The 26086-nt window shown below is 72.3% G+C and carries 25 protein-coding genes; 8 read left to right on the top strand and 17 right to left on the bottom strand.

Translation table 11 applies throughout. The features are described from left to right. Nucleotides 1-32 precede the first annotated feature (32 nt). The 3 genes from IG88_RS0135480 to IG88_RS0135470 form a co-directional block, all read right to left on the bottom strand. Entirely contained in the window at nucleotides 33-560 is a 528-nt protein-coding gene (locus IG88_RS0135480; RefSeq protein WP_031050292.1) for an Asp23/Gls24 family envelope stress response protein, read from the bottom strand. A gap of 136 nt (nucleotides 561-696) precedes the next feature. Beyond that, nucleotides 697-1356, bottom strand: a complete 660-nt coding sequence (locus tag IG88_RS0135475) for a fasciclin domain-containing protein (protein WP_031050290.1) — start codon at nucleotides 1354-1356, stop codon at nucleotides 697-699. Between the two features lie 67 nt (nucleotides 1357-1423). After that, nucleotides 1424-3055: a sulfite oxidase gene (locus tag IG88_RS0135470; protein ID WP_031050288.1), complete on the bottom strand. Its 1632-nt coding sequence runs from the start codon at nucleotides 3053-3055 to the stop codon at nucleotides 1424-1426. Nucleotides 3056-3419: 364 nt separating this feature from the next. On the opposite strand from IG88_RS0135470, the gene IG88_RS0135465 reads away from it, so the two are divergent. The 3 genes from IG88_RS0135465 to IG88_RS0135455 are packed head-to-tail and all read left to right on the top strand — an operon-like array spanning nucleotide 3420 to nucleotide 4899. Beyond that, nucleotides 3420-3944 (top strand): RNA polymerase sigma factor, encoded by a 525-nt coding sequence (locus IG88_RS0135465; RefSeq protein ID WP_051852189.1) that lies wholly within the window; start codon nucleotides 3420-3422, stop codon nucleotides 3942-3944. Further along, complete coding sequence (locus tag IG88_RS0135460) at nucleotides 3941-4564, top strand: Asp23/Gls24 family envelope stress response protein (RefSeq protein ID WP_031050284.1); 624 nt, start codon at nucleotides 3941-3943, stop codon at nucleotides 4562-4564. Before IG88_RS0135465 ends, IG88_RS0135460 begins: the two co-directional genes overlap by 4 nt. After that, nucleotides 4561-4899 carry an Asp23/Gls24 family envelope stress response protein gene (locus IG88_RS0135455; RefSeq protein WP_031050282.1) on the top strand — a complete coding sequence of 113 codons (339 nt, stop codon included), beginning with the start codon at nucleotides 4561-4563 and terminating at the stop codon, nucleotides 4897-4899. Before IG88_RS0135460 ends, IG88_RS0135455 begins: the two co-directional genes overlap by 4 nt. Before the next feature lie 13 nt (nucleotides 4900-4912). Here the strand turns inward: IG88_RS0135455 and IG88_RS0135450 are convergent, their stop codons facing one another. Beyond that, nucleotides 4913-5182, bottom strand: coding sequence for a DUF397 domain-containing protein (locus tag IG88_RS0135450; RefSeq protein WP_031050280.1), 270 nt, complete (start codon nucleotides 5180-5182; stop codon nucleotides 4913-4915). Then, nucleotides 5151-5987 (bottom strand): helix-turn-helix domain-containing protein, encoded by an 837-nt coding sequence (locus tag IG88_RS0135445; RefSeq protein WP_031050278.1) that lies wholly within the window; start codon nucleotides 5985-5987, stop codon nucleotides 5151-5153. Before IG88_RS0135445 ends, IG88_RS0135450 begins: the two co-directional genes overlap by 32 nt. A gap of 102 nt (nucleotides 5988-6089) precedes the next feature. Here IG88_RS0135445 and IG88_RS0135440 point away from each other — a divergent pair, with 102 nt between their 5' ends. Then, nucleotides 6090-6527 carry an ATP-binding protein gene (locus IG88_RS0135440; protein WP_031050276.1) on the top strand — a complete coding sequence of 146 codons (438 nt, stop codon included), beginning with the start codon at nucleotides 6090-6092 and terminating at the stop codon, nucleotides 6525-6527. A 90-nt stretch (nucleotides 6528-6617) separates the two neighbouring features. Here the strand turns inward: IG88_RS0135440 and IG88_RS0135435 are convergent, their stop codons facing one another. Beyond that, nucleotides 6618-8219, bottom strand: a complete 1602-nt coding sequence (locus IG88_RS0135435) for an MDR family MFS transporter (RefSeq protein WP_031050274.1) — start codon at nucleotides 8217-8219, stop codon at nucleotides 6618-6620. 146 nt (nucleotides 8220-8365) lie between these two features. Here IG88_RS0135435 and IG88_RS0135430 point away from each other — a divergent pair, with 146 nt between their 5' ends. Continuing rightward, nucleotides 8366-8965: a TetR/AcrR family transcriptional regulator gene (locus IG88_RS0135430; protein ID WP_031050272.1), complete on the top strand. Its 600-nt coding sequence runs from the start codon at nucleotides 8366-8368 to the stop codon at nucleotides 8963-8965. A 9-nt stretch (nucleotides 8966-8974) separates the two neighbouring features. Here the strand turns inward: IG88_RS0135430 and IG88_RS0135425 are convergent, their stop codons facing one another. Then, a complete protein-coding gene (locus tag IG88_RS0135425) occupies nucleotides 8975-9634 on the bottom strand; it encodes a M23 family metallopeptidase (RefSeq protein WP_031050271.1) in 660 nt (219 codons plus the stop codon). Between the two features lie 502 nt (nucleotides 9635-10136). Here IG88_RS0135425 and IG88_RS0135420 point away from each other — a divergent pair. Further along, nucleotides 10137-10802 (top strand): HAD family acid phosphatase, encoded by a 666-nt coding sequence (locus tag IG88_RS0135420; protein ID WP_031050268.1) that lies wholly within the window; start codon nucleotides 10137-10139, stop codon nucleotides 10800-10802. Between the two features lie 99 nt (nucleotides 10803-10901). Next, on the top strand, nucleotides 10902-13862 hold the full coding sequence (locus tag IG88_RS0135415) for an NACHT domain-containing protein (RefSeq protein WP_031050264.1): 2961 nt from the start codon (nucleotides 10902-10904) through the stop codon (nucleotides 13860-13862). Nucleotides 13863-13936: 74 nt separating this feature from the next. On the opposite strand, the gene IG88_RS0135410 is transcribed toward IG88_RS0135415, so the two are convergent. Further along, on the bottom strand, nucleotides 13937-16465 hold the full coding sequence (locus IG88_RS0135410) for an ATP-dependent Clp protease ATP-binding subunit (RefSeq protein ID WP_031050261.1): 2529 nt from the start codon (nucleotides 16463-16465) through the stop codon (nucleotides 13937-13939). A gap of 441 nt (nucleotides 16466-16906) precedes the next feature. Between IG88_RS0135410 and IG88_RS0135405 the strand changes: the two genes are divergently transcribed. Beyond that, nucleotides 16907-17734: an SCO3374 family protein gene (locus IG88_RS0135405; protein WP_420712114.1), complete on the top strand. Its 828-nt coding sequence runs from the start codon at nucleotides 16907-16909 to the stop codon at nucleotides 17732-17734. On the opposite strand, the gene IG88_RS0135400 is transcribed toward IG88_RS0135405, so the two are convergent. From IG88_RS0135400 to IG88_RS0135360, 9 genes are all read right to left on the bottom strand, one after another. Next, nucleotides 17735-18070 carry a histone-like nucleoid-structuring protein Lsr2 gene (locus tag IG88_RS0135400; protein ID WP_030404797.1) on the bottom strand — a complete coding sequence of 112 codons (336 nt, stop codon included), beginning with the start codon at nucleotides 18068-18070 and terminating at the stop codon, nucleotides 17735-17737. It abuts the gene before it with no gap. Nucleotides 18071-18335: 265 nt separating this feature from the next. Continuing rightward, nucleotides 18336-18845, bottom strand: a complete 510-nt coding sequence (locus IG88_RS0135395) for an amino-acid N-acetyltransferase (RefSeq protein WP_030404798.1) — start codon at nucleotides 18843-18845, stop codon at nucleotides 18336-18338. A 9-nt stretch (nucleotides 18846-18854) separates the two neighbouring features. Beyond that, nucleotides 18855-19229 carry a BlaI/MecI/CopY family transcriptional regulator gene (locus IG88_RS0135390; RefSeq protein WP_031050256.1) on the bottom strand — a complete coding sequence of 125 codons (375 nt, stop codon included), beginning with the start codon at nucleotides 19227-19229 and terminating at the stop codon, nucleotides 18855-18857. A 168-nt stretch (nucleotides 19230-19397) separates the two neighbouring features. After that, complete coding sequence (locus IG88_RS43980; protein ID WP_234332441.1) at nucleotides 19398-20168, bottom strand: hypothetical protein; 771 nt, start codon at nucleotides 20166-20168, stop codon at nucleotides 19398-19400. A gap of 289 nt (nucleotides 20169-20457) precedes the next feature. Next, nucleotides 20458-21255 carry a type III pantothenate kinase gene (locus tag IG88_RS0135380; protein WP_031050250.1) on the bottom strand — a complete coding sequence of 266 codons (798 nt, stop codon included), beginning with the start codon at nucleotides 21253-21255 and terminating at the stop codon, nucleotides 20458-20460. A gap of 4 nt (nucleotides 21256-21259) precedes the next feature. Beyond that, entirely contained in the window at nucleotides 21260-22249 is a 990-nt protein-coding gene (gene nadC / locus IG88_RS0135375; RefSeq protein WP_031050247.1) for a carboxylating nicotinate-nucleotide diphosphorylase, read from the bottom strand. A 4-nt stretch (nucleotides 22250-22253) separates the two neighbouring features. Continuing rightward, entirely contained in the window at nucleotides 22254-23987 is a 1734-nt protein-coding gene (locus tag IG88_RS0135370; protein ID WP_031050244.1) for an L-aspartate oxidase, read from the bottom strand. Beyond that, a complete protein-coding gene (panC, locus tag IG88_RS0135365) occupies nucleotides 23984-24994 on the bottom strand; it encodes a pantoate--beta-alanine ligase (RefSeq protein ID WP_031050242.1) in 1011 nt (336 codons plus the stop codon). Before panC ends, IG88_RS0135370 begins: the two co-directional genes overlap by 4 nt. Then, the gene (locus tag IG88_RS0135360) at nucleotides 24991-26046 is read right to left on the bottom strand and encodes a Rossmann-like and DUF2520 domain-containing protein (protein ID WP_031050240.1); all 1056 of its coding nucleotides are present in this window, start codon (nucleotides 26044-26046) and stop codon (nucleotides 24991-24993) included. The genes panC and IG88_RS0135360 overlap by 4 nt, the downstream gene beginning before the upstream one ends. Nucleotides 26047-26086 lie beyond the last annotated feature (40 nt).

Here is a 26086-nt window from a genome sequence, read left to right as displayed (position 1 = left end):
CGACCCGCCGTGTGCTCCGTGCCCGGGCGGCGTCACTCCACGCGGGCCCCGGTGCTCTCGGACTCGTCCTCGTCGGGCAGGTGGACGTCGTTGACGGTGATGTTGACCTCGACGACCTCCAGGCCGGTGATCCGCTCCACCGCGTCGACCACGTTCTCCCGGACGTCCCGGGCCACGTCCATGACGGAGACGCCGTACTCGACGACCAGGTCCAGGTCGACGGCCGCCTGCCGTTCGCCGACCTCGACCTTGACGCCTCGTCCGACGTTGGCGCGGCCGCCGGGCACGCGGTCGCGCACGGCGCCGAGGGTGCGGGAGAGGCCGCCGCCCATGTCGTGCACGCCCGGGATCTCGCGGGCCGCGATGCCCGCCACCTTCACGACGACGACGTCGGCGATCGAGGTGCGGCCCCGGTCGGCCGCGGGCTGGTCGGCCCCGGCCGTGCCGCCGGACACCGCCGTGGTGCGGGGCGCCCGTCCGATCTGCGGGGCGGACGGGTCCTTGGGGGCGGGCGCGGTCTGCGTCGTCTCCTTGGGAGCGGATGCGGTCTGCGTCGTCATCGTGGGTTCCTCTCGGCTTCGTCCTCGACGTGCTCTCACTGGTGAGACCCGGCCCGCGCGGTTCTGTGACGCGGGACCGGGACCGGAAACGCATCGGCGGGGTGCCACAGGTGTGACACCCCGCCGACGCGCCGCGTCAGCCGGCGGGCGTCAGGACGCTGTCGATGATGTAGACGGTGGCGTTGGCGGTCGGGACGTTGCCGCAGACCACCTTGGCGGAGTCGTTGACGGTGTAGGACTCGTCGGAACCCGAGGTCGTCACCTTCGACTTCTCCAGGGTGTCGAAGGAGCCCTTCTCCAGGTCCTGCGGCGTGAGCTTCCGGCCCACGACGTGGTAGGTGAGGATCTTGGTGAGCTGGGCCTTGTCGTTGAGGATCTTGTCCAGGTCGGCCTTGGGGACCTTTGCGAAGGCGTCGTTGGTCGGCGCGAACACGGTGATGTCCTGGGCGTTGTTGAGGGTGTCGACGAGCCCGGCCTTCTTCACCGCGGACACCAGCGTGGACAGGGCCGGGTTGTTGGAGGCGGCGGTGGCGACGGGGTCCTGGGCCATGCCCTCGAAGGAACCGGCGCCGCTCTTCGGGACCGCCGAACAGGCCGTGCCGAAGGGCTGGTCCGCCGAGGTGGCGCCGTCGGAGCCGGCCATGCCGTCGTCCGGGGCGGAGGCCGACGCCGACGACTTCGACGAGGAGTCCGACTCGTTGGAGTCGGAGCCGCTGTCGGAGCAGGCGCTCAGGGCGAGGGGCAGGACGGCCGCGGCGGCCAGGGTCACGGCGGTACGGCGGATACGGGTGCTCATGGTGTCTCTCCTGTTGCTGACGCAGCCTCGGCTGCCTCGACTTGAGTGGGGAAAGGGGCTTGGGGGGTCACTCGACGGTCACGACCACGGAGTGCCATCCGCTGGCGCCGTCGGGGACGGTGCGGGCGCGTTTCCCGGTCTGCACCGCGCCGGTGCGGTCGGTGGCCCGGACGGTGAGGGTGTGGCCGCCGGGGGTGGCCTGCCAGGGGAAGGTCCACTGGCGCCAGGTGTCGGCCGTGTCCTCGGCGGCGAGCCGGGCCTCCTGCCACGGGCCGTCGTCCACGCGGACCTCGACCTTGTCGATGCCGCGGTGCTGGGCCCAGGCGACGCCGGCGACCATCACCGTGCCCGCGCCGGGCCGGGCGAACGGCTTCGGTGTGTCGATGCGCGACTGGGTCTTGACCGGCGCCCTGCGGGCCCAGCCGCGCTCGACCCAGTAGGGGTCGTAGGAGTCGAACGTGGTGAGCTCGATGTCCTCGATCCACTTGCAGGCGGAGACGAAGCCGTACAGGCCTGGCACCACCATGCGGACGGGGAAGCCGTGGGCGAAGGGCAGGGGTTCGCCGTTCATGCCGAGGGCGAGGAGGGCGTCGCGGCCGTCCATGACGTCCTCGACCGGGCTGCCGATCGTCATGCCGTCCACGGAACGGGCCACGAGCTGGTCGGCGGGACCGCCCTTCGAGGGCGGCCGCACCCCGCACTCGGCCAGCAGACCGGCCAGGCGTACGCCGGTCCAGCGGGCGTTCCCGGCGTAGGGGCCGCCGACCTCGTTGGAGACGCAGGTCAACGTGATGTCCCGCTCGACCAGGTCGCGGCGCAGGAGGTCGTCGTAGGAGAGCGTGACGGGGCGGTCGACGCCCTTGCCGTGGATCCGCAGCGTCCAGGCCGTCGCGTCCACCTTGGGCACCACGAGGGCGGTGTCGACGCGGTAGAAGTCCGCGTTGGACGTGACGAACGGGCTGAGGCCGGGGACCCGTGGTCCCGCGCCCTTCGGCACGGCGGGGGCGGGGGACGCGGGCGGGGGCAGCACGGCGTTCCGCCGGGAGGCGACCGCGTCCCGGCCGCCGGCCCCGGCCAGGGACCGGCCCAGCAGTCCGGCTCCCGCCGAGGCCACGGCCGCAGCGCCCGCCGCGATCACGAAGCCCCGGCGGTCCCAGTCCCCGTCGGCCGGGAGCGCCCGCGGGGACTGGGACTCCGCGCGGGGTTGGAGGCGGCCCACGACGAGGCGGCCCGTGACGAGGCGGCCCGTGAGCACGTACAGGAGTACGGCTCCGGCGACCGCCCCGGCCGCCGAGGGCAGCGCGTCCGTGGCCCCGGCCGAGTCGGGCCTCCCGGTCGCCGCGACCGCTCCCACGACACCGAACAGCAGCACCCCGGCCGCCGCCGTGCGGCGGAACCACAGTCCGGCGATTCCCAGAAACACCGCGAAAAGCGCCAGGACGGCGAGAATTCCCAGCCGCAGAACCAGTTTGTCGTCGGTGCCGAAACTCCGGATCGCCCAGTCCTTGACGGCGGCCGGCGTGCGGTCGATCGCGGCGCCGCCCACCGCGACGACCGGACCGGCCTGCGGACGGACCGCGCCCGCCACGGCCTCGGCGACCGCGAGCGCGGCGCACCCGGCCAGGGCGCCGCTGAGCGCGCCCAGCGGCAGCCGCACCGGCCCGGGGCGGTGGCGGGGTTCCTTCTCCTCGTCGGTCACGTGGGGAATCCGGTTCTGACACGCCGCCGGATGGGTGGCACCCACGATCGGATGAATTTTTTTCTTTCACCAATCCGCGCCCGTTCCGGCTACGGATCACTTTCCGACCGTCTTACCATTTCGCCGGTCGTCGCTTGGGACGTCCCGCGTCACGGGGACCGCTCCGCGGTGTCCAACCTGGAGAAGACCGGCCTTCGGAAGACCCGACGAGAGGAGCCGCCCAGTGGCGGGGGCCCGCAGACCGAGCGCACCACCGGACAGCTCACCACCGGACAGCTCAACACCGGACGGCGCACCACCGGACGGCGCACCGCCCGGCAGCACTCCGCCGGGGCCGGACACCCCGACCGACACGGACGACGCCCTGCTGGCGGTCCGCGCCGCGGAGGGCGACGAGGACGCGTTCGCCGTGCTCGTGCAACGGCACGCGCCGGCGCTCATCCGGCTCGCCACCCGGCTGCTGGGCACCCGGAGCGAGGCGGAGGACGCGGTCCAGGACGCCTTCCTCAGCGCCTGGCGGCGGCTGCCCGAGTTCCAGGGACGTTCCTCCTTCGGCACCTGGACGTACCGGATCGTCACCAACCGCTGCCTGAACGTGCTGCGTTCCCGCAGGCCCACGGCCCCGCTGGAGGCGGCCGGCGACGTGGCCGCGGCCGAGCACAGCACCTCCCCGGCCCGGATCGCCGAGGGCCGGAACGCGGTACGGGAACTGCGCGAGGCCCTGGACCTGCTCTCGGCCGAGCAGCGCGCCTGCTGGGTGCTGCGGGAACTGGACGGGCGGTCCTACGAGTTCGTCGCGGAAGCGGTCGGCATCAGCCAGGAGGCCGCCCGCGCCCGGGTCTTCCGCGCACGCCGTTGTCTGACACAAGCACTGGGGGCCTGGCGATGACCGACCCGACCGAGCCGTCGTACGGCGCCTCCGCACACGGGGATGGCGACGACGAACTCCTGCCCTGCGGAAGGCTCCTGTCCCGGGCGTGGGCCGACTGGGAGGAGCAGACCGAGGACGCCCACGCCCGGACCTGCCCGCACTGCCGGCAGGCGGTGCGCGAGCTGGACGAACTGGAGACCGCGGCAAGCGGCTTGCGCACGGAGACGGCGGACACCGGCTCCTACGACGCCGAGCCGCTGACCCGGCGGATCATGGACGTCGTCCGCCTCGAACTGCGCCCCGGCCGCCCGCTGCCGCTGGGCGAACCCGGCGAGGACCTGTGGATCATGGAAGCGGTCGCCGCCCGGTCCCTGCGCGCCGCGGCGGAGACGGTCCCGGGCGTCCGCGCCGGTTCCTGCCGCCTCCTCGACGTCCGCGAGGACGGCACGGTCGAGGTCCGGCTCGACATCCACGCCCCGTCCGGCGTGCCCCTGCCCGACCTCACCGCGCGGGTGCGGCAGCGGGTCGGGCAGGCCGCCGACCGCGACCTGGGCGTGGGCGTCGCGGCCGTCCACGTCCGGGTCGCCGACCTGCTCCCCCCGACGGCCGACGACGGCCGGGAAGGCCGTACGCCATGACCGAGCACACCGCGGGGACCCCGCACAGCGCGCTCGCCGAGGAACTCGCCGCCGCCGTGACGGATGTGCCGGGCGTGGCCTTCCTCCGCCCCGGCCTGACCGACCGGCTGCGCGGCACCCTGTCCCGGCCGGCGCGGAACCCGGCCGGGGTCCGGGTGACCCGACCGGACGGCGCGGGGCCCTGGCACGTCGAGATCCACGTCGTGGCGCTCCGGCAGGCACGGACCGTGGAGGTGGCTCGCGGTGTCCGCGACGCGGTGGGGCGTCGCCTGGACACCCTGGCCCCCGCCGGCTCCCCGCCCCGGGTCACCGTGACGGTCACGGGGCTCCTGTGAGGCGGACCCCGCCCTACCGCAGGGCGTCGACGAAGGACTGCCAGGCATGGGCCCCGACGGTCACGACCGGACCGCCCGGGTTCTTGCTGTCCCGCACGGGGACGGTGCCGGTGGGGCAGCCGTCGGAAACCTCGACGCAGTCACCGCCGTTGCTTCCGCTGTACGAAGAGGTACGCCAGGCGGCACCGCCGCGGACGGTGCACTCCACGCATTCGCCGCCGTTGCTTCCGCTGTAACTGGACTTGCGCCACTCAACGTTGCTCAGTGCAGTGTGGGACCGCATAGCGTTCCTCCATGACGCGGGTGATCAGTCTCGCCGAGTCCTCGGGGGAGAGGGCTGAGGCTTGCAGCCGAGCGTAGCCGAACGAGCGTTCCTTGATCACGTCCGGATCGGCCGTCATGTGCCCACGGTCGTAGCCGTCCATGTAGAAGAGATCGGGATCGGCGTCGAACCTCAGAAGGTTGAACGTACCCATCATTCCCGCGTGTTGCCCCACCGCAAGCGGCAGGATCTGGATCTGGACCCAGGGGGCGGCCGCGAAGCCCAACAGGTGGACCAGTTGGCCGCGCATGACGTCCGCCCCACCGATCTCCCGCAGCAGAGCGGCCTCATCCAGGATGACCCACAGCGCAGGTGGGTGATCGCGCTGGAGGATGCGCTGACGTTCCAGCCTGGCGGCGACCATCTCGTCCACGTTGCCGCCCTCGACGCTGAGCACCGCCCGCGCGTACTCCTCCGTCTGCAACAACCCGTACACCAACTGCGCCTGGTACGTGGAGATGTACGCCGCCTTCGCCTCCATCTCCGCGTACGGCTGGAACCACGTGGGGAGTTGGCTGCGCAGCACCAGGCCGATCAGCCGCGAGAACAAGCCGTCCGTGCCCAGCGCGGCGTCGACCCGCTCGGAGAAGTCCCGCGTCGGGACCTTCTTCGTGGTCTCGATCTGGCCGATCAGCGAACCGGTGCAGAAGATGATGTCGCCGAGCTGGCCCTGTTTGAGGCCGTGGGCCTCGCGCTGGCGGCGCAGTTCCCAGCCGTAGTAGTCGAGCGGCGAGGCGGTCGGGTCGAGGGACTGGATGTTGGCCACTGCGGCACCTCACTCCAAACTGCGGGACTGCGGACGGCAACGCCTCACGGCGTTCGTTTCTCTCCGTAGCCGAGCGTACGCAGTACGTCGCAGAGTTGTGGCGTGAATCACGCAACAGGTCCGCAGGCGGCGGACGTCGAGAGCCAGTACCACGCCGAGTTCGCGCTGGGCGCGCACTCGGCCCGCCATCTGCGCCGCGTCCTGCGGCTGTACCTCGTCCGCTCGGGCCTGTCCGACGTGGCCGACGCCGCCGAGCTGGCGCTCACGGAGCTGGTCGCCAACGTCGTACGGCACGTGCCCGGCCGCCGGGGCCGCGTGTGCGTCCTGCTCCGGCCGGGCGGCGTACGGGTGGAGGTCGCCGACGGCTGCCCCGACCTGCCCGTTCCGGCGGCTGCCGACGCGCTGGGCGAGGGCGGCCGGGGACTCGTGATCGTCGCGGCGGTCACCGACCGGTGGGGCGTCACACCGCACGCGGACGGCCGGGGCAAGACGGTGTGGTTCGAGTGCGCCGGCACAGCGGGTCCGCCACCGGGCCCGTGAGTGACCGGCCCCCACCGCACCGTGAGGCGCACGACGAGGCCCCCGGGCGGACGGAGCCACCCGGGGGCCTGGTGCGGGACGGACGGCGGGTCAGACCGTCTCGGGCACCGGTGCCTTCTTCGCCGCGAGGTCGGGGCCGCCGTCGGACGGGGCCTCGGACGCCTTCGGGCCCGCGCCCTTGAGCGGGACCTCCTTGACGAAGACCGCCGCGACCAGGGCGACCACGGCCACCACGGAGCCGAGCAGGAACGCGCCGTGGGTGCCGGCGGACACCGCGTGCTGGTAGGCGTCGCGGACCGCCGCCGGCAGCGCGTTCAGCGCCTCCGCGGTCAGCGTCGCCGACTGCTCCGTCGCCTTGGCGCCCGAGGCGGGGGCGCGCTCGGCCATCGTGTCCTGGACGCGGTGGTTGAACAGCGCGCCCATGATCGCCACGCCGAAGGAGGAGCCGAGCGTACGGAACAGGGTGGTGGACGAGGACGCGACACCCATGTCCTTCATCTCCACGCTGTTCTGCGCCACCAGCATGGTGATCTGCATCAGGCAGCCCATGCCGAGGCCGACCACGGCCATGTACAGGCCGGAGGTGAAGCGGGTGGTGCCGGTGTCCATGGTCGACAGCAGGAACAGGCCGACCGTCATCAGCGCGCCGCCCGCCACCGGGAACACCTTGTAGCGGCCGGTGCTGGTGGTGATCCGCCCCGCCACCATCGACGTGACGAGCATCGCACCCAGCATCGGCAGGAGCAGCAGCCCGGAGTTGGTGGCGGACGCGCCCTGCACCGACTGCTGGTACAGCGGCAGGAAGAGCGTGGCGCCGAACATCACGAAGCCCACGACGAAGCCGATGACCGACATCAGCGTGAAGTTGAGGCTGCGGAAGATGCGCAGCGGCAGGATCGGCTCGGCGGCCTTCGTCTGCCAGAACACGAACCCGACCAGCGCGGCGACGCCGATGCCGATCAGCTCCATGATCCGCGCGGAGGTCCAGGCGTACTCGGTGCCGCCCCAGGTCGTGACGAGCACGATGGCGGTGATGCCGACGGTCAGCAGCGCGGCGCCCAGGTAGTCGATCCGGGCCTGGCTGCGCTTCTTCGGCAGGTGCAGTACGGCGCTGATGGCGACCAGCGCGATCGCGCCGAGCGGCAGGTTGATGTAGAAGGACCAGCGCCAGCCCCAGTTGTCGGTGATGGTGCCGCCGACCAGCGGACCGCCAATCATCGCGAGCGCCATGACGCCCGCGATCATGCCCTGGTACTTGCCGCGCTCACGGGGCGGTATCAGGTCGCCGATGATCGCCATGACGCCGACCATCAGACCGCCGGCGCCCAGGCCCTGGACCGCGCGGAAGCCGATGAGCTGACCCATGTCCTGGGCCATGCCGCTGAGCGCCGAGCCGATCAGGAAGATCACGATCGACGTCATGAACGAGCCCTTGCGCCCGTACATGTCGCCGAGCTTGCCCCACAGCGGGGTGGCGGCCGCGGTGGCCAGCGTGTAGGCGGTGACGACCCAGGAGAGGTGCTCCAGGCCGCCCAGTTCGCCCACGATCGTCGGCATCGCGGTGCCGATGATCATGTTGTCGAGCATCGCGAGCATCATCGCGATCATGAGGGCGAGCAGGACGACCCGCACGCTCCTCGGCTGTTTGCCGGCGACGGTGTCACCGGTCGCCGCCTCCGTCTTCTCCGCCATGTCCCCTACTCCCCCAGCCACTGCTGTGACACTTGCACTTACTTGCCGACCGGCAAGTTGCCTACACTGGGGAAGGTAGGCGCGTAACTAGCCGGGCGTCAAGTAAGTTTTTCGGAAAGTGCGCGGGGCAGGAGGTGCGTAGGAGGATGGGCGGCACGATGAACGGCACCAAGCAGCAGCGACGCCGCGGGGACACCCGCCAGCGCATCCAGGACGTGGCACTCTCCCTCTTCGCGGAGCAGGGGTACGAGAAGACCTCCCTGCGCGAGATCGCGGAGCGTCTGGACGTCACCAAGGCCGCGCTCTACTACCACTTCAAGACCAAGGAAGAGATCCTCGTCAGCATCTTCGAGGACCTCTCCCGGCCGCTTGAGGAGCTGGTCGACTGGGGGCGGGAGCAACCGCACACCCTGGAGACGAAGCAGGAGATCATCCGCCGCTACAGCCAGGCACTGGCCGGCGCGGCGCCGCTGTTCCGCTTCATGCAGGAGAACCAGGCGACGGTGCGGGACCTGCGCATCGGCGAGCTGTTCAAGACCCGGATGTTCGGCCTGCGCGACATCCTCATGGACCCCGACGCGGACCTGGTCGACCAGGTCCGCTGCGTCAGCGCGCTGTTCACGCTGCACGCCGGGATGTTCGTGCTGCGGGACCTCGAAGGCGACCCCGAGGAACAGCGTGCTGCCGTTCTCGAGGTCGCCACCGATCTGATCACCCAGGCCCACCAGGGAGCCGCGGGCGCGTGACCCTGCCGGTCAGACGGTCACACCCTTGGACTTCAGGAAGGCGACCGGGTCGACGGCGGAGCCGTAGTTCGGGGTCGTCCGGATCTCGAAGTGCAGGTGCGGACCGCTGGAGTTGCCGGTGTTGCCGGACTTGGCGATCGACTGGCCGGTCTTCACGACCTGGCCTATCTTCACGTTGATCTTGGACAGGTGCGCGTACTGGGAGTACGTGCCGTTGCCGTGCTTGATGACGATCGCGTTGCCGTAGGCCGGGCCGTCACCGGCGCCGTTGCCGCCGGCCTTGACGACGGTGCCGCCGTGGGTGGCGACGACGTCGGTGCCGATCGGCACGGCGAAGTCCTGGCCGCTGTGCTTGTGCGCCCACATGCCGCCGTTCTGGGCGAAGCTGGCGCTCAGCGTGTACTTCTTGACCGGGTCGACCCAGGTGGCGGCCTTCTTGGTGACGGCCGTCCTGGTGGCGCTCTCGGCCTTCGCCGCCTTGGCCTGCGCCGCGGCCTGGGCCTGCACGGCGCTCGCGGCGGCGGTGGTGCTGGTGGAGGCCGCCGTGGTGCCGGTGGCGGCCGCGACCCCGGCTCCCAGTGCGACCGAGGCTCCGAGGCCGGCGGCCATCACCGCGGCGCGGGTGCGGATGGTCGTACGGGAAGAACGGGACGTGACACGCGGGAACATTCGAACCTCATGGGGACGGGTGCAGAGGACTGCCCACCGGCGGGACGCACCAGGCGCTCACCGGGCGGGCTCAACCTTGGTAACCCGGGGACCCCGAACCGCACAAAGGTGTGACCTACGACCCCATTTAGTACTTGATGCCGAAACTTCCTGACTCATGCCAGAGCCGTCATTACGGACACAAGCAGGTCAGAACCCCGCGAATCCCCCCATCCGGCGTCCCAATATGCCCGTTTTCGTAGTTCTTGCGGGCTCCACTATTCCTTCTAGTACCGGCCAATCGACCTGTGCGGCACATCACCGACGCCCGCGTCCGAGGGGCCCGTGAATGTGACCGGGGCTACTCCCGTTCCGGGGGTCGCGACCCCCTGCGGCACGGTCCGCCGCCGGCTCCTACTGCCCAGTAACCCAATCGTTGCCGTCCGGCCACTTGCCGGGGCGAGCATGCACGCGACAACTTGCCGTCAGGCATCCGCGCAGGCATGAGAGGACCCCGCCCCCCATGACCGACCAGACCGGACAGACCAGGCCGACCCGGCGCACCTGGTGGCGCGCCGCGGGCACGGCAGCCGTCGTCGCGGCGGCGCTCACCGCGACGGTCACGCCGTCCGTCGCCGCCCCCGCCGAGGTGCCCCGCGCGGCCGCTCCCGCCGTTGCCTCCGCGGCGGCGGCCGACGTCGACTACGACACCTGGCAGCGGGACTGCCGGGCCGTGATGGACGCGGCCCTGCCGTACGTCAGGGAGCGGATCGCGGACTCCGCCCCCGGTGAGAAGCAGGCGATCGTCCTCGACATCGACAACACCTCCCTGGAGACCGACTTCGGCTTCCGCTACCCCCAGCCCGCCAACCGGCCCGTCCTGGACGTCGCCGAGTACGCCCAGGAGCACGGCGTCGCCCTCTTCTTCGTGACCGCCCGCCCCGGCATCGTCGAGGCGCCCACGGAGTGGAACCTCGCCCACGCCGGGTACGAGTCGTCGGGGCTGTACGTCCGCGGGTTCCTCGACCTGTTCAAGGACGTCGCCGTGTACAAGACGGAACAGCGCGCGAAGATCGAGGCGAAGGGCTACACGATCATCGCCAACATCGGCAACAGCGCCACCGACCTGTCCGGCGGCCACGCCGAGCGGACCTTCAAGCTCCCGGACTACGACGGCCAGTTGTCGTGAGGCTGTCGTGACGGCGGTGTCCGGACGGCGGTGTCCGGACGGCGGTGTCCGGACGCCGGATAGGCTCCCGGGGACGACGACCGACCACGGGGGTGGCGCATGGAACCGGCTGTGCTCGGCGGGAAGTTGGCGTCCGCCGCGATCGCCCCGCTGGTGAGGAAGCTGTTCGTGACGGACGGGCCGGGCGCCGCCCTGGTCGACCGCCCCGTCCGGCTGACCCACCTGGTGTCCTTCCGGGGCGAGCGGCGCCGCCTCGGCGCGGCGGAGGTGCGCAGGCTCGCCGGGCACCTGGTCGGGGCCTCGCTGGACTCCCGGGGCGAGGCGCCCTTCCCGCGCGACGAGGAGACGGCCGTCGCCGACGCCCTCGCCGCGCGGCTGCTCGCCCTCGGCGACCTGGACATGGACGACGTCCAGGCGGTGCGCCTCGGCCACCGCGAACTGGCCGCCCGGCTGCGCCGTCAGGCGTCCGGCGCCGGGGCGGGCGCCGGTCTGTCCGCCGACGCGGGTCACTTCCTCGACTCCGCGACCGAGTGGGCCTGCCTGCACGTCCTGGAGTTCTTCACCCGGCGCTCCACGTTCGTCGCGCGCACGCTGGTGGCCCAGACCCGCGGCCAGGCCGAGCTGATCGCGAAGGTCGACGAGCTGATCACCCGCGTTCCCCGCCCGGACGCCCGGGACACGGCGTTCGAACGCCGCTACCGGTCGTACGTCGCCGACCGCCACAACCACCTCACCATCTACGGCCTCGACCTGCGCGACGCCCCGGACCGGTGGCCGCTGGAGGTCGCCTACCTGAGCCTGGAGGCGACCGGCACGGAGGAGCCCGCCGCCGCCCTCCCCGGGGAGCCTCCGGAGCCGGAACGCACCGTCCGCCTCTCCGCCGAGGACGCCCTGCACAGCCACGACCGTGTGCTGCTGCGCGGCGACGCCGGCTCCGGCAAGACGACCCTGGTGCAGTGGCTCGCGGTGACCGCCGCGCGGGACGGCGACCGGATCCCGTACGTGCTCCCGCTGCGCACGCTGGCCCGCGCGGGCGCGCTGCCCGCCCCCGCGGCCTTCCTCACCGCCGTCGGCTGCCCGCTCACCCCGCCGGAGGGCTGGGCGGAACGGGTGCTGGGCGCCGGCCGCGGCCTGGTCCTCGTCGACGGCCTCGACGAGATCCCGGCCGCCGAACGGCACCACGCCCGCGACTGGCTCCTCGCCCTCGTCCGCGCCTTCCCCGGCAACCGCTGGCTGCTCACCTCCCGCCCCACCGCCGTACGCGCCGACTGGCTGGCGGCGGAGGGCTTCCGGGAGCTCACCCTCACACCGATGCGCCAGGACGACGTGACGACCTTCGTGAGGCGCTGGCACGCGGCCGCCGGGGCAGCCGAGTTCGAGACCCGGCTGCTGGACTCCCTGCGCACCAAGCGCGACTTGGCCCGGCTCGCCACCAACCCCCTGATGTGCGGCCTGATCTGCGCCCTGCACCGCGAGCGGCGGGGCTACCTCCCCACCGGCCGCAAGGAGCTGTACGACGCCGCCCTCACGATGCTGCTGGCCCGCCGGGACCGGGAGCGGGGCATGGAGACGGTGGAACTGAGCGAGGATGCGCAACTGGAGCTGCTCCAGCGGCTCGCGTACGCGCTGGTGCTGAGCGGGCGCACGGAGATGTCGGTGGAGGCGGCCGAGGGCATCGTGGAACGCGCCCTGCCGTCGGTGGCCTCGGCGGCGGGGCAGGGCGACGCCGTGACGGTCCTGCGGGCGCTGGTCCTGCGCAGCGGGCTGCTGCGGCGGCCCGGCGAGGATTCGCTCGACTTCGTCCACCGCACCTTCCAGGACTACCTGGGCGCCCGCTACGCGGTCGAGGAGGGCCACCTGGACGTCCTCGCGGGCCGTGCGGACGACCCCCTGTGGGAGGACGTCATCCGCATGGCGGTGGCCCACGCCCGCCCCGGCGAGCGGGCGGTACTGCTGCGACGGCTGCTGGCGGCGGACGAGCCGCGGCTCACCCTGCTGGCGCTGGCGTGCCTGGAGCACGCGACCGCGCTGGACCCGGCGGTGCGGGCGGAGGTGGAGGGGCGGGCCGGGGCGCTGATCCCGCCGGGGACGACGGAGGAGGCCCGGGCACTCGCAGCGGCGGGGCCACTGGTGCTGGAGCTGCTGCCGGGTCCCGAGGGGCTCACGGACGCGGAGGCGCACGCGGTGACCGTGACGGCCTCGCTGCTCGCGGGTCCGGAACCGGCCGGTGCGCTGGCGGTACTGCGCCGGTTCCGGAAGCACGCGGCTCTGACGGTGCGGCGGCAGCTCGTGGGCACGTGGGAGCGGTTCGACGCGCGGGGGTACGGGCTGGAGGTGCTGGACCACCTGGATCAGGTGCAGTTGTTCCTGACGTGCACGACAGCGGCGCAGCGCACGGTGCTCCCGGACCTGCGGGCGTGGCGCAAGCTCCAGTTCCGCGGCGCACACCCCCTGGACGACATCCTGGCGCGTGTACGGGACCCGGACGCGGTCGAGGAGCTGTCCCTGCTCGACAATCCGGAGGTGAGCGACCTCGACGGGCTGGCGGCCCTCGGCTCCCTGCGGCACCTGGCCCTGTTCGACTGCGGACCGGTGCGGGGCGTCGGGCGGCTCTCCGCACTGCCCCTGGAAGGCCTCACGATCGTCGGCGACGCCGACCTCACCGGCCTGAACGAGCTGGCCCGGCTTCAGCACCTGTCCGTGAGGCAACGGCTCCCGGGCGCCCGCCTGACGGACTGCCTCCCGTTGTCGGCGCCCCTGAACCAGCTCTACCTCGGTCGCGAGGCCACCGTGGACACCGGCCTCCGGGGCCTGTCCCACTGGTCCACGCTGCGTGAGGTGAGCCTGCCCGGCCTCCGTGTCACCGCCGCCGACTGGACGGAGCTGTCCCGGCTGCCGGAGCTGGCGTTTCTGCTGCTGGACGCGTCGGTCCTGGAGAACGACCCGGACGCGCTGGCGGCCCTTCCCGGCGTGCGCGTCGTCCAGGTCCTCGGTGCCGGCGAGTGGGACACCGCCCCGCTCAGCCGACTCTTCCCCCAGGGCCGGGTCCTCCGCATCTGACCGCGCGGACGGGAAAGGGGGCTGCCCGGGACCGGAGTCCCGGGCAGCCCCCTTTCCAGGCTCACCCCGGAGGGCTACGCCTCCTTGCTCAGGTTCGGGCCCGCGCCGCCCCCGGCCGCCTGCTCGATCGGCGGGACGTCGGGGAGGGCCGACTTCTCCTCACCCCGGAAGGTGAAGGTCGCCGTGTCGCCCTCGCCCTCGGTGTCCACCACCACGATGTGACCGGGACGCAGCTCGCCGAAGAGGATCTTCTCCGACAGCGTGTCCTCGACCTCGCGCTGGATCGTGCGGCGCAGCGGACGCGCGCCCAGCACCGGGTCGTAGCCCTTCTTGGACAGCAGCTCCTTGGCGGACTGGGAGAGCTCGATGCCCATGTCCCGGTCCTTGAGGCGCTCGTCCACCTTCTGGATCATCAGGTCGACGATCCGCAGGATGTCGTCCTGGCTGAGCTGCGGGAAGACGACCACGTCGTCGACGCGGTTGAGGAACTCGGGCCGGAAGTGCTGCTTGAGCTCGTCCTGGACCTTGTTCTTCATGCGCTCGTAGTTGGTCTTCGTGTCGCCCGCGGCGGCGAAGCCGAGGTTGAAGCCCTTGGAGATGTCCCGGGTGCCGAGGTTGGTCGTCATGATGATGACCGTGTTCTTGAAGTCCACGACCCGGCCCTGGGAGTCGGTCAGGCGACCGTCCTCCAGGATCTGCAGCAGCGAGTTGAAGATGTCCGGGTGGGCCTTCTCGACCTCGTCGAACAGGACGACCGAGAACGGCTTGCGGCGGACCTTCTCCGTGAGCTGGCCGCCCTCCTCGTAGCCCACGTAGCCGGGGGGCGAACCGAAGAGGCGCGAGACCGTGTGCTTCTCGCTGAACTCCGACATGTCGAGGGAGATCAGCGCGTCCTCGTCGCCGAAGAGGAACTCCGCCAGCGCCTTGGACAGCTCGGTCTTACCGACACCGGACGGACCGGCGAAGATGAACGAGCCACCGGGACGCTTCGGGTCCTTCAGACCGGCACGGGTACGGCGGATCGCCTTGGACAGCGCCTTGACGGCGTCGACCTGGCCGATGACCCGCTTGTGGAGCTCGTCCTCCATGCGCAGCAGGCGGGACGACTCCTCCTCCGTCAGCTTGAAGACCGGGATGCCCGTCGCCGTGGCGAGGACCTCGGCGATCAGCTCGCCGTCGACCTCGGCGACGACGTCCATGTCGCCGGCCTTCCACTCCTTCTCCCGCTTGGCCTTGGCGGCCAGGAGCTGCTTCTCCTTGTCGCGCAGGGAGGCGGCCTTCTCGAAGTCCTGCGAGTCGATCGCGGACTCCTTGTCGCGGCGGACACCGGCGATCTTCTCGTCGAACTCGCGCAGGTCCGGCGGCGCGGTCATCCGGCGGATGCGCATCCGGGAACCGGCCTCGTCGATCAGGTCGATCGCCTTGTCCGGCAGGAAGCGGTCCGAGATGTAGCGGTCGGCGAGGGTGGCCGCCTGGACCAGGGCCTCGTCCGTGATGGAGACGCGGTGGTGGGCCTCGTAACGGTCGCGCAGACCCTTGAGGATCTCGATCGTGTGCGGCAGCGACGGCTCCGCGACCTGGATCGGCTGGAAGCGGCGCTCGAGGGCGGCGTCCTTCTCCAGGTGCTTGCGGTACTCGTCCAGCGTGGTCGCACCGATGGTCTGCAGCTCACCGCGGGCCAGCATCGGCTTGAGGATGCTCGCGGCGTCGATGGCGCCCTCGGCGGCACCCGCACCGACCAGCGTGTGCAGCTCGTCGATGAACAGGATGATGTCGCCGCGGGTGCGGATCTCCTTGAGCACCTTCTTCAGGCGCTCCTCGAAGTCACCGCGGTAGCGGGAGCCGGCGACCAGGGCGCCGAGGTCCAGGGTGTAGAGGTGCTTGTCCTTGAGGGTCTCGGGCACCTCGCCCTTGACGATGGCCTGCGCGAGGCCCTCGACGACGGCGGTCTTGCCGACGCCGGGCTCACCGATCAGCACCGGGTTGTTCTTGGTACGGCGGGACAGCACCTGCATGACCCGCTCGATCTCCTTCTCGCGCCCGATCACCGGGTCGAGCTTGGACTCGCGAGCGGCCTGGGTGAGGTTCCGGCCGAACTGGTCGAGGACCAGGGACGTCGAGGGCGTGCCCTCGGCAGGGCCGCCGGCGGTGGCGGTCTCCTTGCCCTGGTAGCCGGAGAGCAACTGGATGACCTGCTGCCGCACCCGGTTGAGATCTGCGCCCAGCTTCACCAGGACCTGGGCGGCGACGCCCTCGCCCTCGCGGATCAGGCCGAGCAGGATGTGCTCCGTGCCGATGTAGTTGTGACCCAGCTGGAGGGCCTCGCGGAGCGACAGCTCCAGGACCTTCTTGGCACGGGGGGTGAAGGGAATGTGACCCGACGGGGCCTGCTGGCCCTGCCCGATGATCTCCTCCACCTGCTGGCGGACCGCCTCGAGCGAAATCCCGAGGCTCTCAAGGGCCTTGGCGGCGACACCCTCACCCTCGTGGATCAGGCCCAGGAGGATGTGCTCGGTGCCGATGTAGTTGTGGTTGAGCATCCGGGCTTCTTCCTGAGCCAGGACGACAACCCGCCGCGCGCGGTCGGTGAACCTCTCGAACATCGTTAATCGCTCCTCAGAGCGGTCAGGCAGTAAGGGGAACTTCCCCTCCCTGTCCTTCCGCAGCTTAGTCCCGCAAGCGGGGACCGCTCATTCCAACTGCCGACACCGTCGATGGCCTCCTGACCCCTGACGCCGACATCTGCCACAACCCGATGGTGCGAGACGATGTTCCCGCAGGCCAGGCACTTACCCCACTCGCCAGTACGCCGATGGCGAACGCGAGACGGCCCGATCTGCAAGTCGCCCCCTCCCACTAGGGATGTCTTACCCGCGGGGACTGACACTCCATGCCGCGCGCACCGGTTCCCTCCGCTACGGGCGAACAACCTTGTGCCTCCCCGCACCCCCGCACGCCCCCTCACGCCTCCCCGATTCGGCACCCTGTGCATTCGTCTCGCCACCCAGCGTAACCCGAGCGCTCTTTCGACTGTTGCACTTGGCATGGTCGGCGCCTCGCACTCGCTTCCCGCCACTTCGGCGTCTCCCGCGTCCCCTGTGCCCCCTGCATCCCCTGTGCCCCCCGCACCCTCCGTGGCCACCGCGCCTCCCGTCGTGCCCGCGCCGCGCCGGCCCGACGGACGGGGCGGCCCGGGCCGGGAGCGGACGCGGTGGTGGTACGAGAGCGTGCTCGGGTGGCCGACGGCGCCCGGTGAGGGTGAGCCGGTGCGGCTGCGCACCGGCGTCCGCTTCGACGTCCTCGACGTGCCGGCCGCGGCCGGGTACGCGACGCTGGAGCGGCTCGGGCGGGCCGGGGCGTTCGGGGCGTCCAGTGCGTGCGGGGCGCCAGGTGCCTGCTCGCCGGTGCCGGGCTTTCCGGTGGCCGTCCGGGAGGAACGGATGCTATTCCTCGTGGCGACGGGTGGCGCGGAGGAGCTGCCGGGGCTGCTGGAGTGGCTCGACTGGGGATCACTGGCGCTCGACCTGACGGCGGTCGGAGCGGGGGGTCTCGTGGTCGCGCCCCCTGCCCCGGCGCCCGATCCGGACGGATTCGTCACGGACGGCCCGGACGACCCAGCGGGCTGCGGGTCGGACAGTCTGCCGTCGCGTCCCCCGGACCGCGACGGCCTGCGGGGGGCCGCCGTATGGCTGCGGCCCCCGGAGCCGGGGCGCGAGGTCGAATCCTCGCTGCCCGCCCTGTCGGCCCTCGGACGGCCCGGGGGCGCCCCCGATCTCGCCCGCCTGGTCCACACCCTGGCCACGCAGTGCCACCGTGTGCGACTCACCGCGGGCGCCCCACCACGGGCACGTCCCGTGGCGCGGGTCGGGTGATCAGCCGTTGGCCTGCTCGTACGCCTCGCGGACCTTCGCGGGGACACGACCCCGGTCGTTGACGTCCCAGCCGTTCTCCTTCGCCCAGGCGCGGATCGCCGCGGTGTCCTGGCTGCCGCCGGAAGCGGCGCGCGCCTTGCCGCGACCGCCCGAGGCGCGGCCCCCGGTACGACGGCCGCCCTTCAGGTACGGGTCGAGAAGGGAGCGGAGCTTGTCCGCGTTGGCGGTGGTGAGATCGATCTCGTAGGTCTTGCCGTCCAGTGCGAACGTCACGGTCTCGTCTGCCTCGCCGCCGTCGAGGTCATCGACAAGAAGGACCTGAACCTTCTGTGCCACCGGATTTCCTTTCATCGATAACTTGAGGGCCGGGGGTCCGCCGGCGTCCGCCGTATCGCCGTCCCTTGTTATATGCAGTACTGCAGTACGCCGGAAAGCAAACCGCTTTTGCCGGAAAAACACAAACCCCCGGCGGAGACCGGTAGCCCGGCTCCGGGCCGGAAACGTGCGCGTTTCGGACATAGGGAACCCGCGAAGGGCGCGTCGGTGGAATAAACCTCGAAGGATCGTGGCGGCGTGCGCCCCCGGGATCGGCGATCGGCGATCACAGATGCAGAAGCATCCGGCTGTTCCCCAAGGTGTTCGGTTTCACTCGTTCGAGACCCAGGAACTCCGCAACGCCCTCGTCATAGGAACGCAGCAGCTCCGCGTACACATCGGTGTCGACCGGCGTCTCCCCGATCTCCACGAAGCCGTGCTTGCCGAAGAAGTCCACTTCGAAGGTCAGACAGAAAACGCGGCGAACACCGAGCCAGCGCGCCGTGTCCAGCAACTTCTCCAGCAGCTTGTGACCGACACCGGCGCCCTTGAGACCGGGCTTCACCGCGAGAGTCCGCACTTCCGCGAGGTCTTCCCACATCACGTGCAGGGCACCGCAGCCGACCACCTCGGCGTTGTCGTCCCGTTCCGCGACCCAGAACTCCTGGATGCTCTCGTAAAGCGTCACCATCGCTTTGTCGAGCAGGATGCGGTCACGCACGTACGCGTCGAGCAGCCGGCGTACGTCCGGGACATCGCTGGTGCGGGCCCGCCGGACGCTGATGGCATTTGGCATGGGGGGACGCTATCGCTCGCCGTCGTCGGGGACGGCGCCGGGTCCCGGCGCGGGGGTTTCCGGTCCCTGCACGATGCGGATGGCGTCCTGGAGGGCCTGACGCTGTTCCTCGCTCATCATGCCGAAGAAGGCGACGAGGGCCGCGGCGGGGTTGTCGCTCTGGGACCAGGCGTCGTTCATGAGGGCGGCGGCGTAGGCGGCGCGAGTGGAGACCGCCTCATATCGATAGGCGCGGCCTTCGGACTCGCGACGCACCCAGCCCTTCTGATGGAGATTGTCCAAAACGGTCATCACGGTGGTGTACGCGATGGACCGTTCCTGTTGGAGGTCTTCCAGGACTTCTCGAACGGTCACGGGGCGGTTCCACTTCCACACCCTCGTCATGACCGCGTCTTCGAGTTCTCCCAATGGGCGAGGCACGCTTCGAACGATAGTGGGGGATCGCGACGATCGCGTGCCGGACGTGCGCAAACGGGGCGTACGGCTCCGCCGGGAGGGCGGTCGGGAGCCGTGCGCTTCGCGTCGTCGGTGCGGTGGCTACAGGGGCGGCGGTCAGGCCTCGGGGTGCGGGGACGCCTGGCGGGCGCCCTCCGCCCGGGCGAGGGCGGCGTCGACGGCCGCGTCCTCCTTGGCCTTCTGGGTGCCGCCCTGGGTCTTCACGATCACCCGGATCACGCCGATGAAGAAGATGGCCATGACGGCCGGGGGCAGGAGCGCGGAGACGTAGTCCATGGGACCAGAGTAGCCAGGCGCCGTCAGCCGGCGGCGAGGTGGTGCCGGGAGCCCGGGGCCGGCGGTGCGGGCGGGGCGGGGGGCCGGCTTCTGCGCGGGCTTCTGCGCGGGCTCGCCCTCGGGGCGGCGGCCGCCGGGGACGGCCTGGAGGCGGGTGCGTGCGGCGGGGAGTGTGACCGTGACGGTGGTGGACGTCGTGGACGTCATGGACGCCGTCGCGGGTGTCGCGGGGCCGCAGCGGGACAGGAGGGCCGCCGCGGCGGGGTTGCCGCGCAGGGCGCCCAGGGCGGCGAGGTCGTCCGCCCCGGGGCGGTGGCCGGCGTCCAGCGCCTCGTCCAGGAGCGCGAGGTACCCGGTGGCGGTACCGGGGAGGGCGGCGCGGTACCTGGCGAGGTCGGCCACGAGGAAGGCGCGGTGCCTGGCCCCCTCTCGCATCGCCTCGTCCAGCGACTCTGCGAGGTGGAGGCAGTCCTCGGCCTCCTGGGCCGTGACCGGGCTGGGGTTCAGGGCGAGGGCGAGGGCTCGCCGGAGCACGCGCAGCTCCTGAGCACCGAACGCCATGCCGCCGCGGGGTCCGTAGGGCGTGGGCATGGGGCGACGATACGCGCTAATCAGACAAACCAGGCATAGGGGGCTCTGGTAATCGGTCGGCCACAGATCTTTCCCGGCGCGGACGCGCCAACCGCTGCGGGCGGACACCCCCCGACACGACCCCTTCGCGCCGTACGCGACTGCCGGCCCCGTAGCTGCGGGCAGTCGTGCCGCTGGGGCGGCACGGGTGGGCGCAGCGGCACCCCGCCAGCGCCGGGCCGCGCTCTCCCCGCCCCCGCATCCACGCCGGGCAACCCCGCAACGCCGGACCACGTGGCTCCCGGGGCACCTACATGCGGGACACGTTGCGTTCGTACACCAGCCGCAAACCCATCAGCGTCAGCCACGGCTCGTGTTCGTCGATGACCGAGGACTCGCCCAGCACCATCGGAGCCAGTCCGCCCGTCGCGATGACGGTCACGTCGTCCGGGTCGTCGGCCAGCTCCCGCGCCATGCGGTTGACGACCCCGTCGACCTGCCCCGCGAAGCCGTAGATGATGCCCGACTGCATCGCCTCGACCGTGTTCTTGCCGATCACGCTCCGCGGCCGGGCCACCTCGATCTTGCGGAGCTGGGCGCCCCTGACGCCGAGCGCCTCGACCGAGATCTCGATGCCGGGGGCGATCACGCCGCCGATGTACTCCCCGCGCGCGCTGACCGCGTCGAACGTCGTCGCCGTACCGAAGTCCACGACGATCGCCGGACCGCCGTACAGCTCGACCGCGGCGACGGAGTTGATGATGCGGTCGGCGCCGACCTCCTTGGGGTGGTCGGTGAGGATCGGGACGCCGGTCTTGACGCCCGGTTCGACCAGGACCGCGGGGACGTCGCCGTAGTAGCGGCGGGTGACCTCGCGCAGTTCGTGCAGGACCGAGGGGACCGTGGCGCAGATGGCGATGCCGTCGATGCCGTCGCCCAGTTCCTCGCCGAGCAGCGGGTGCATGCCCATCAGGCCCTGGAGGAGCACCGCCAGCTCGTCGGCCGTACGCCGCGAGTCCGTGGAGATGCGCCAGTGCTCGACGATGTCCTCGCCGTCGAAGAGGCCGAGGACGGTGTGCGTGTTGCCTACGTCGATCGTCAGCAGCATGGCTCTACTCCGCCGCTCGCAGGTCCAGGCCGATGTCCAGGATCGGGGAGCTGTGGGTGAGCGCGCCCACGGCCAGGTAGTCGACGCCCGTGTCGGCGTACGCCTTGGCGTTCGCCAGGGTGAGGCGGCCGGATGCCTCCAGCGCGGCCCGGCCGGCGACCAGGGCCACCGCCTCCTCGCACTCGTCCGGGGTGAAGTTGTCCAGCAGGATCAGGTCGGCGCCCGCGTCGACGACCTCGCGGAGCTGGTGCAGGGTGTCGACCTCGACCTCGATGGGCACGTCCGGGAAGCGTTCGCGCACGGCGTGGAAGGCCTCGGCGACGCCGCCCGCCGCGACCACGTGGTTGTCCTTGACCAGCGCCGCGTCCGAGAGGGACATGCGGTGGTTGACGCCGCTGCCGCAGCGGACCGCGAACTTCTCCAGGCTGCGCAGGCCGGGGGTGGTCTTGCGGGTGTCGCGGACCTTGGCCTTCGTGCCGTCCAGGACGTCCGCCCACGCGCGCGTGGCCGTCGCGATGCCCGACATGCGGCACAGGAGGTTCAGGGCGCTGCGCTCGGCGGTGAGGATGTCGCGGGTACGCGTGGTCACGGAGAGGAGCTTCTGGCCCTCCGCCACGCGGTCGCCGTCCTCGACGTGGCGCTCCACCTCGAACTCGTCCGTGCAGACGATCGACAGGACCGCCTCGGCGACCCGGAGGCCCGCCACGACGCCCGCCTCGCGCGCGGTGAAGTCGGCCGTGGCCACGGCGTCCTCGGGAATGGTCGCGACGGTCGTCACGTCCACGCCGCCCGCCAGGTCCTCCTGGACGGCGACGTTGGCGATGTCCTCGACCTCGACGGGGTCGAGGCCGGAGTCCAGCAGGAGCGCGGCGAGGGCCGGGTCGAGGCCGCACTCCATGTAGGTGTCTTCTTCGGTGTCCGCGCCGCAGGCACAGCCGTCGCCGCAGCCTCCGCCGGAGGCGAGGGGGAGTTCGTTGGGGTCGGAGGGGTTCACTGGCTCACTGCTCCTGGGGACGGTGCGTCGGCTGGGTGCCGTGGACGGTCGGGGGGAATTCTGGCGTGTCCGTGGCCCGCACGGCGAGGGAGCGGTCAGGGTTCAGCCGTACGACGACGTGGCGGCGCCAGGACGTGTCGTCGCGGTCCGCGTGGTCCTCGCGCCAGTGGCAGCCGCGGGTCTCCTCGCGCAGGACCGCGGCGGCGACCAGGACGCGGGCCACGCACAGGAGGTTGGTGGCCTCCCAGGTGTCGACGCCCGGCTCGGAGGTCTTGCCGTTCTCGTGCAGGGCGTCGCGGGCCTCCGTGTGGAGGGCGTTCAGCCGGTCGGCCGCGCGGGTGAGGGAGTCCGCCGAGCGCAGGACTCCGGCGCCCTCCGTCATGATCCGCTGGATCGTGAGGCGGGCCTCGGGCGGCAGGAGGGGGTGCGCCGGGTTCGCCGGGCGGGGCAGGGGCGCGGGCACGCGCGCGTGGAGGGTGCCCGCCGTGTGGCCGGCCGCGATGTCGGCGGCGATGCGCTCGGCGTAGACCAGGCCCTCCAGGAGCGAGTTGGAGGCCAGGCGGTTGGCGCCGTGCACGCCGGTGCAGGCGACCTCGCCACACGCGTACAGGCCGGGGACGGTGGTGCGGCCGTGGGCGTCGGTGCGGACGCCGCCCGAGGCGTAGTGGGCGGCGGGCGCGACGGGGACCGGCTCGGTGACCGGGTCGATGCCGTGGGCCCGGCAGGCGGCGAGGATCGTGGGGAAGCGGTGCTCCCACATGTCGGCGCCGAAGTGGCGGGCGTCCAGGTACATGTGCTCGGCGCCCTGCTCCTGCATGCGGCGCGTGATGGCCTTGGCGACGATGTCGCGGGGGGCCAGTTCCGCGAGCTCGTGCTGCCCGGCCATGAAGCGCACACCGTCCGCGTCCACCAGGTGGGCGCCCTCACCGCGTACCGCCTCGGAGACCAGCGGCTGCTGTCCCTCGGCGTCCGGGCCCAGGAAGAGGACGGTGGGGTGGAACTGGACGAACTCCAGGTCGCTCACCTCGGCGCCCGCGCGCAGGGCGAGGGCCACTCCGTCGCCGGTGGAGACCGAGGGGTTCGTGGTCGCCGAGAAGACCTGGCCCATGCCGCCGGTGGCGAGGACGACCGCGGGGGCGTGGACCGCCCCGACCCCGTCGTGCTGGCCCTCGCCCATGACGTGCAGGGTGACGCCCGCCGTACGCCCCTCGTCGTCCGTGAGGAGGTCCAGGACCAGGGCGTTCTCCACGGTGCGCAGGCCACGCGCGCGTACCGCCTCGACCAGGGCGCGGGATATCTCGGCGCCCGTGGCGTCGCCGCCCGCGTGGGCGATGCGGCGGCGGTGGTGGCCGCCCTCGCGGGTGAGGGCCAGGCCGCCCCCGGCGGACTCGTCGAAGTGCGCGCCGGTCGCGATGAGGCGGCGTACGGCGCCGGGGCCCTCGGTGACCAGGGTGCGCACCGCCTCCTCGTCGCACAGGCCGGCGCCGGCGACCAGGGTGTCGTCGAGGTGCTGCTCGGGGGTGTCGCCCTCGCCGAGGGCCGCGGCGATGCCGCCCTGCGCCCAGCGGGTGGAGCCGTCGTCGAGGCGGGCCTTGGTGACGACGACCGTCGTGAGACCGGCCGCCTCACAGCGCAGGGCCGCGGTGAGGCCCGCGACGCCGGAGCCGACGACCACCACGTCCGCGGCGACGGCCCAGCCGGGGGCGGGGGCGTGCAGACGTATGCCTGTGCTGGTCACGAGGCGGCTCCGCGGGGTCCGAAGGTGAGGTGGACGTTGTCGATCAGGCGGGTGGCGCCGACCCGGGCGGCGACGGCGAGGACGGCCTCGCCGGTGTGGTCGTCGCCGATCTCGGTGAAGTCGGACGGGTCGACCAGGGCGACGTAGTCCAGCTCCAGGGGCGGGGTGGCGCGGGCGGCGTCGTCCAGCACCAGGCGGGCGGCGTCCCGGACGGCCGTCGCGCCGCCGGGGGCCGAGGTGGCGACGGCGTGGGCGTCGGCCGCCGCGCGGGACTCGCCCAGGGCGCCCAGCGCCTCGGCGCGCGCCTGTGTGGCGGGCACTTCGCGGGCCCGCGCGCGCAGGGCCTCCTGGGCGGCGTGCCGGTCCTGGCCGGCGAAGAGGGCCTGGGAGAGCGCGAGGGCGGTGCGGCGTTCCGCGGTCGAGAGGTAGCGGTTGCGGCTGGAGAGGGCCAGGCCGTCCTCCTCGCGCACGGTGGGGACGCCGACGATCTCCACGCCGAAGTTGAGGTCGCGCACCATGCGGCGGATCAGCGCGAGCTGCTGGGCGTCCTTCTGCCCGTACAGGGCGAGGTCGGGGCGGGTGAGGTGGAGCAGCTTCGCGACGACGGTGAGCACGCCGTCGAAGTGGCCGGGGCGGGAGGCGCCCTCCAGGCGTTCGCCCATGGGGCCGGCCGTGACGCGCACCTGGGGTTCGCCGCCCGGGTAGACCTCGTCGACCGCCGGGGCGAAGACGGCGTCGGCGCCCGCCCTTCCGGCGATCTCCAGGTCGGCGTCGAGGGTGCGCGGGTAGCGGTCGAGGTCCTCGCCGGCGCCGAACTGGAGCGGGTTCACGAAGACGGTGACGACGACCTCGCCGTCGGGTCCGGCGAGGTCGCGGGCCGCGCGGATCAGGGTGGCGTGGCCCTCGTGCAGGGCGCCCATCGTCATCACGACGGCCCGGCGGCCGTGGCGCACGCGCGCGTGCAGCTCGTCGGCGGTGCGCAGGAGGGCGGGCGGGGTGGTGGTCATCGGGCGCCTCCGTCGGTGCCTTCGGGGCCGTCGGTGCCTTCGGGGCCGTCCGGGTCTTCGGGGTCGGGGGTTCCGCCGGGGCCGGGCTTCCCGTCCGTGGCGGTGGGCCGCGCGGGGCCCGTGGTGCCGGTGGGGCCCGCGGTGCCGGTGGCTCCGTCGGCCAGTACGCCGAGCAGGTCCTCGGCGAGTTCGGGCTTCAGCAGCCCGTGGTCCAGGGCGCGGTCGGCCGTCGCGCGGGCCATCGCCAGGTAACCGGCGACGGCCTGGGGGGCGTGCGCGCGCAGCTCGGTGATGTGCGCGGCGACCGTGCCCGCGTCCCCGCGCGCGACGGGGCCGGTGAGGGCCGCGTCGCCGGAGCGCAGGGCGTTGTCGAGGGAGGCGCCCAGCAGCGGGCCGAGCATCCGGTCGGGGGCGCTCACTCCGGCCGTGCGCAGCAGCTCCATGGACTGGGCGACCAGGGTGATCAGGTGGTTGGAGCCCAGGGCGAGCGCCGCGTGGTAGAGCGGGCGCCGGTCCTCGGCGATCCACTCCGGTTCGCCGCCCATCTCGATGACCAGGGCCTCGGCGGCCAGCCGCAGCTCCTCGGGTGCGGTGACGCCGAAGGAGCAGCCGGCCAGGCGCTGGACGTCCACCGGCGTGCCGGTGAAGGTCATCGCCGGATGCAGGGCCAGCGGCAGGGCGCCGGCGCGCAGCGCGGGGTCCAGGACCCGGGCGCCGTACCGCCCGGAGGTGTGCACCAGCAGGTGGCCCGGGCGCACCGCCCCGGTCTCGGCGAGCCCGGTCACCAGGCCGGGCAGGGCGTCGTCGGGGACGGTCAGCAGGACCAGTTCGGCGTGTTGCAGGACCTCGGCGGGCGTCATGAGCGGCACGTCGGGCAGGAGGGCGGCGGCGCGCCTCCTGGAGGCGTCGGAGACCCCGGAGACGGCCACCGGGCGGTGCCCGGCGAGCTGGAGGGACGCGGCCAGCGCGGGGCCCACCCGTCCGGCGCCGACCACGCCTACGGTGAGCCGCGCGGGGCGGTCCTTGGGGTCTGACTGTGGGGTTGTGTTCACGCGACGGCGGCCTTCCCGTTCCAGTCCGCTCGGGGTACCG

It is taken from the genome of Streptomyces sp. NRRL F-5650 (genome assembly GCF_000721365.1).
Lineage (GTDB): Bacteria > Actinomycetota > Actinomycetes > Streptomycetales > Streptomycetaceae > Streptomyces > Streptomyces ardesiacus.
Note: the sequence above shows the minus strand (reverse complement) of the source record. Positions and strands in the feature narration are given on the sequence as shown.

Coding starts and splice junctions, on each gene's coding strand:
- IG88_RS0135430 (WP_031050272.1), top strand. CDS start 8,366: ATGGGCGGCACGATGAACGGCACCAAGCAGCAGCGACGCCGCGGGGAC.
- IG88_RS0135425 (WP_031050271.1), bottom strand. CDS start 9,634: ATGTTCCCGCGTGTCACGTCCCGTTCTTCCCGTACGACCATCCGCACC.
- IG88_RS0135480 (WP_031050292.1), bottom strand. CDS start 560: ATGACGACGCAGACCGCATCCGCTCCCAAGGAGACGACGCAGACCGCG.
- IG88_RS0135410 (WP_031050261.1), bottom strand. CDS start 16,465: ATGTTCGAGAGGTTCACCGACCGCGCGCGGCGGGTTGTCGTCCTGGCT.
- IG88_RS43980 (WP_234332441.1), bottom strand. CDS start 20,168: ATGCCCACGCCCTACGGACCCCGCGGCGGCATGGCGTTCGGTGCTCAG.
- IG88_RS0135450 (WP_031050280.1), bottom strand. CDS start 5,182: ATGCGGTCCCACACTGCACTGAGCAACGTTGAGTGGCGCAAGTCCAGT.
- IG88_RS0135435 (WP_031050274.1), bottom strand. CDS start 8,219: ATGGCGGAGAAGACGGAGGCGGCGACCGGTGACACCGTCGCCGGCAAA.
- IG88_RS0135475 (WP_031050290.1), bottom strand. CDS start 1,356: ATGAGCACCCGTATCCGCCGTACCGCCGTGACCCTGGCCGCCGCGGCC.
- panC (WP_031050242.1), bottom strand. CDS start 24,994: ATGACCACCACCCCGCCCGCCCTCCTGCGCACCGCCGACGAGCTGCAC.
- IG88_RS0135395 (WP_030404798.1), bottom strand. CDS start 18,845: ATGCCAAATGCCATCAGCGTCCGGCGGGCCCGCACCAGCGATGTCCCG.
- IG88_RS0135390 (WP_031050256.1), bottom strand. CDS start 19,229: ATGACGAGGGTGTGGAAGTGGAACCGCCCCGTGACCGTTCGAGAAGTC.
- IG88_RS0135420 (WP_031050268.1), top strand. CDS start 10,137: ATGACCGACCAGACCGGACAGACCAGGCCGACCCGGCGCACCTGGTGG.
- IG88_RS0135405 (WP_420712114.1), top strand. CDS start 16,907: ATGGTCGGCGCCTCGCACTCGCTTCCCGCCACTTCGGCGTCTCCCGCG.
- IG88_RS0135460 (WP_031050284.1), top strand. CDS start 3,941: ATGACCGACCCGACCGAGCCGTCGTACGGCGCCTCCGCACACGGGGAT.
- IG88_RS0135415 (WP_031050264.1), top strand. CDS start 10,902: ATGGAACCGGCTGTGCTCGGCGGGAAGTTGGCGTCCGCCGCGATCGCC.
- IG88_RS0135455 (WP_031050282.1), top strand. CDS start 4,561: ATGACCGAGCACACCGCGGGGACCCCGCACAGCGCGCTCGCCGAGGAA.
- IG88_RS0135380 (WP_031050250.1), bottom strand. CDS start 21,255: ATGCTGCTGACGATCGACGTAGGCAACACGCACACCGTCCTCGGCCTC.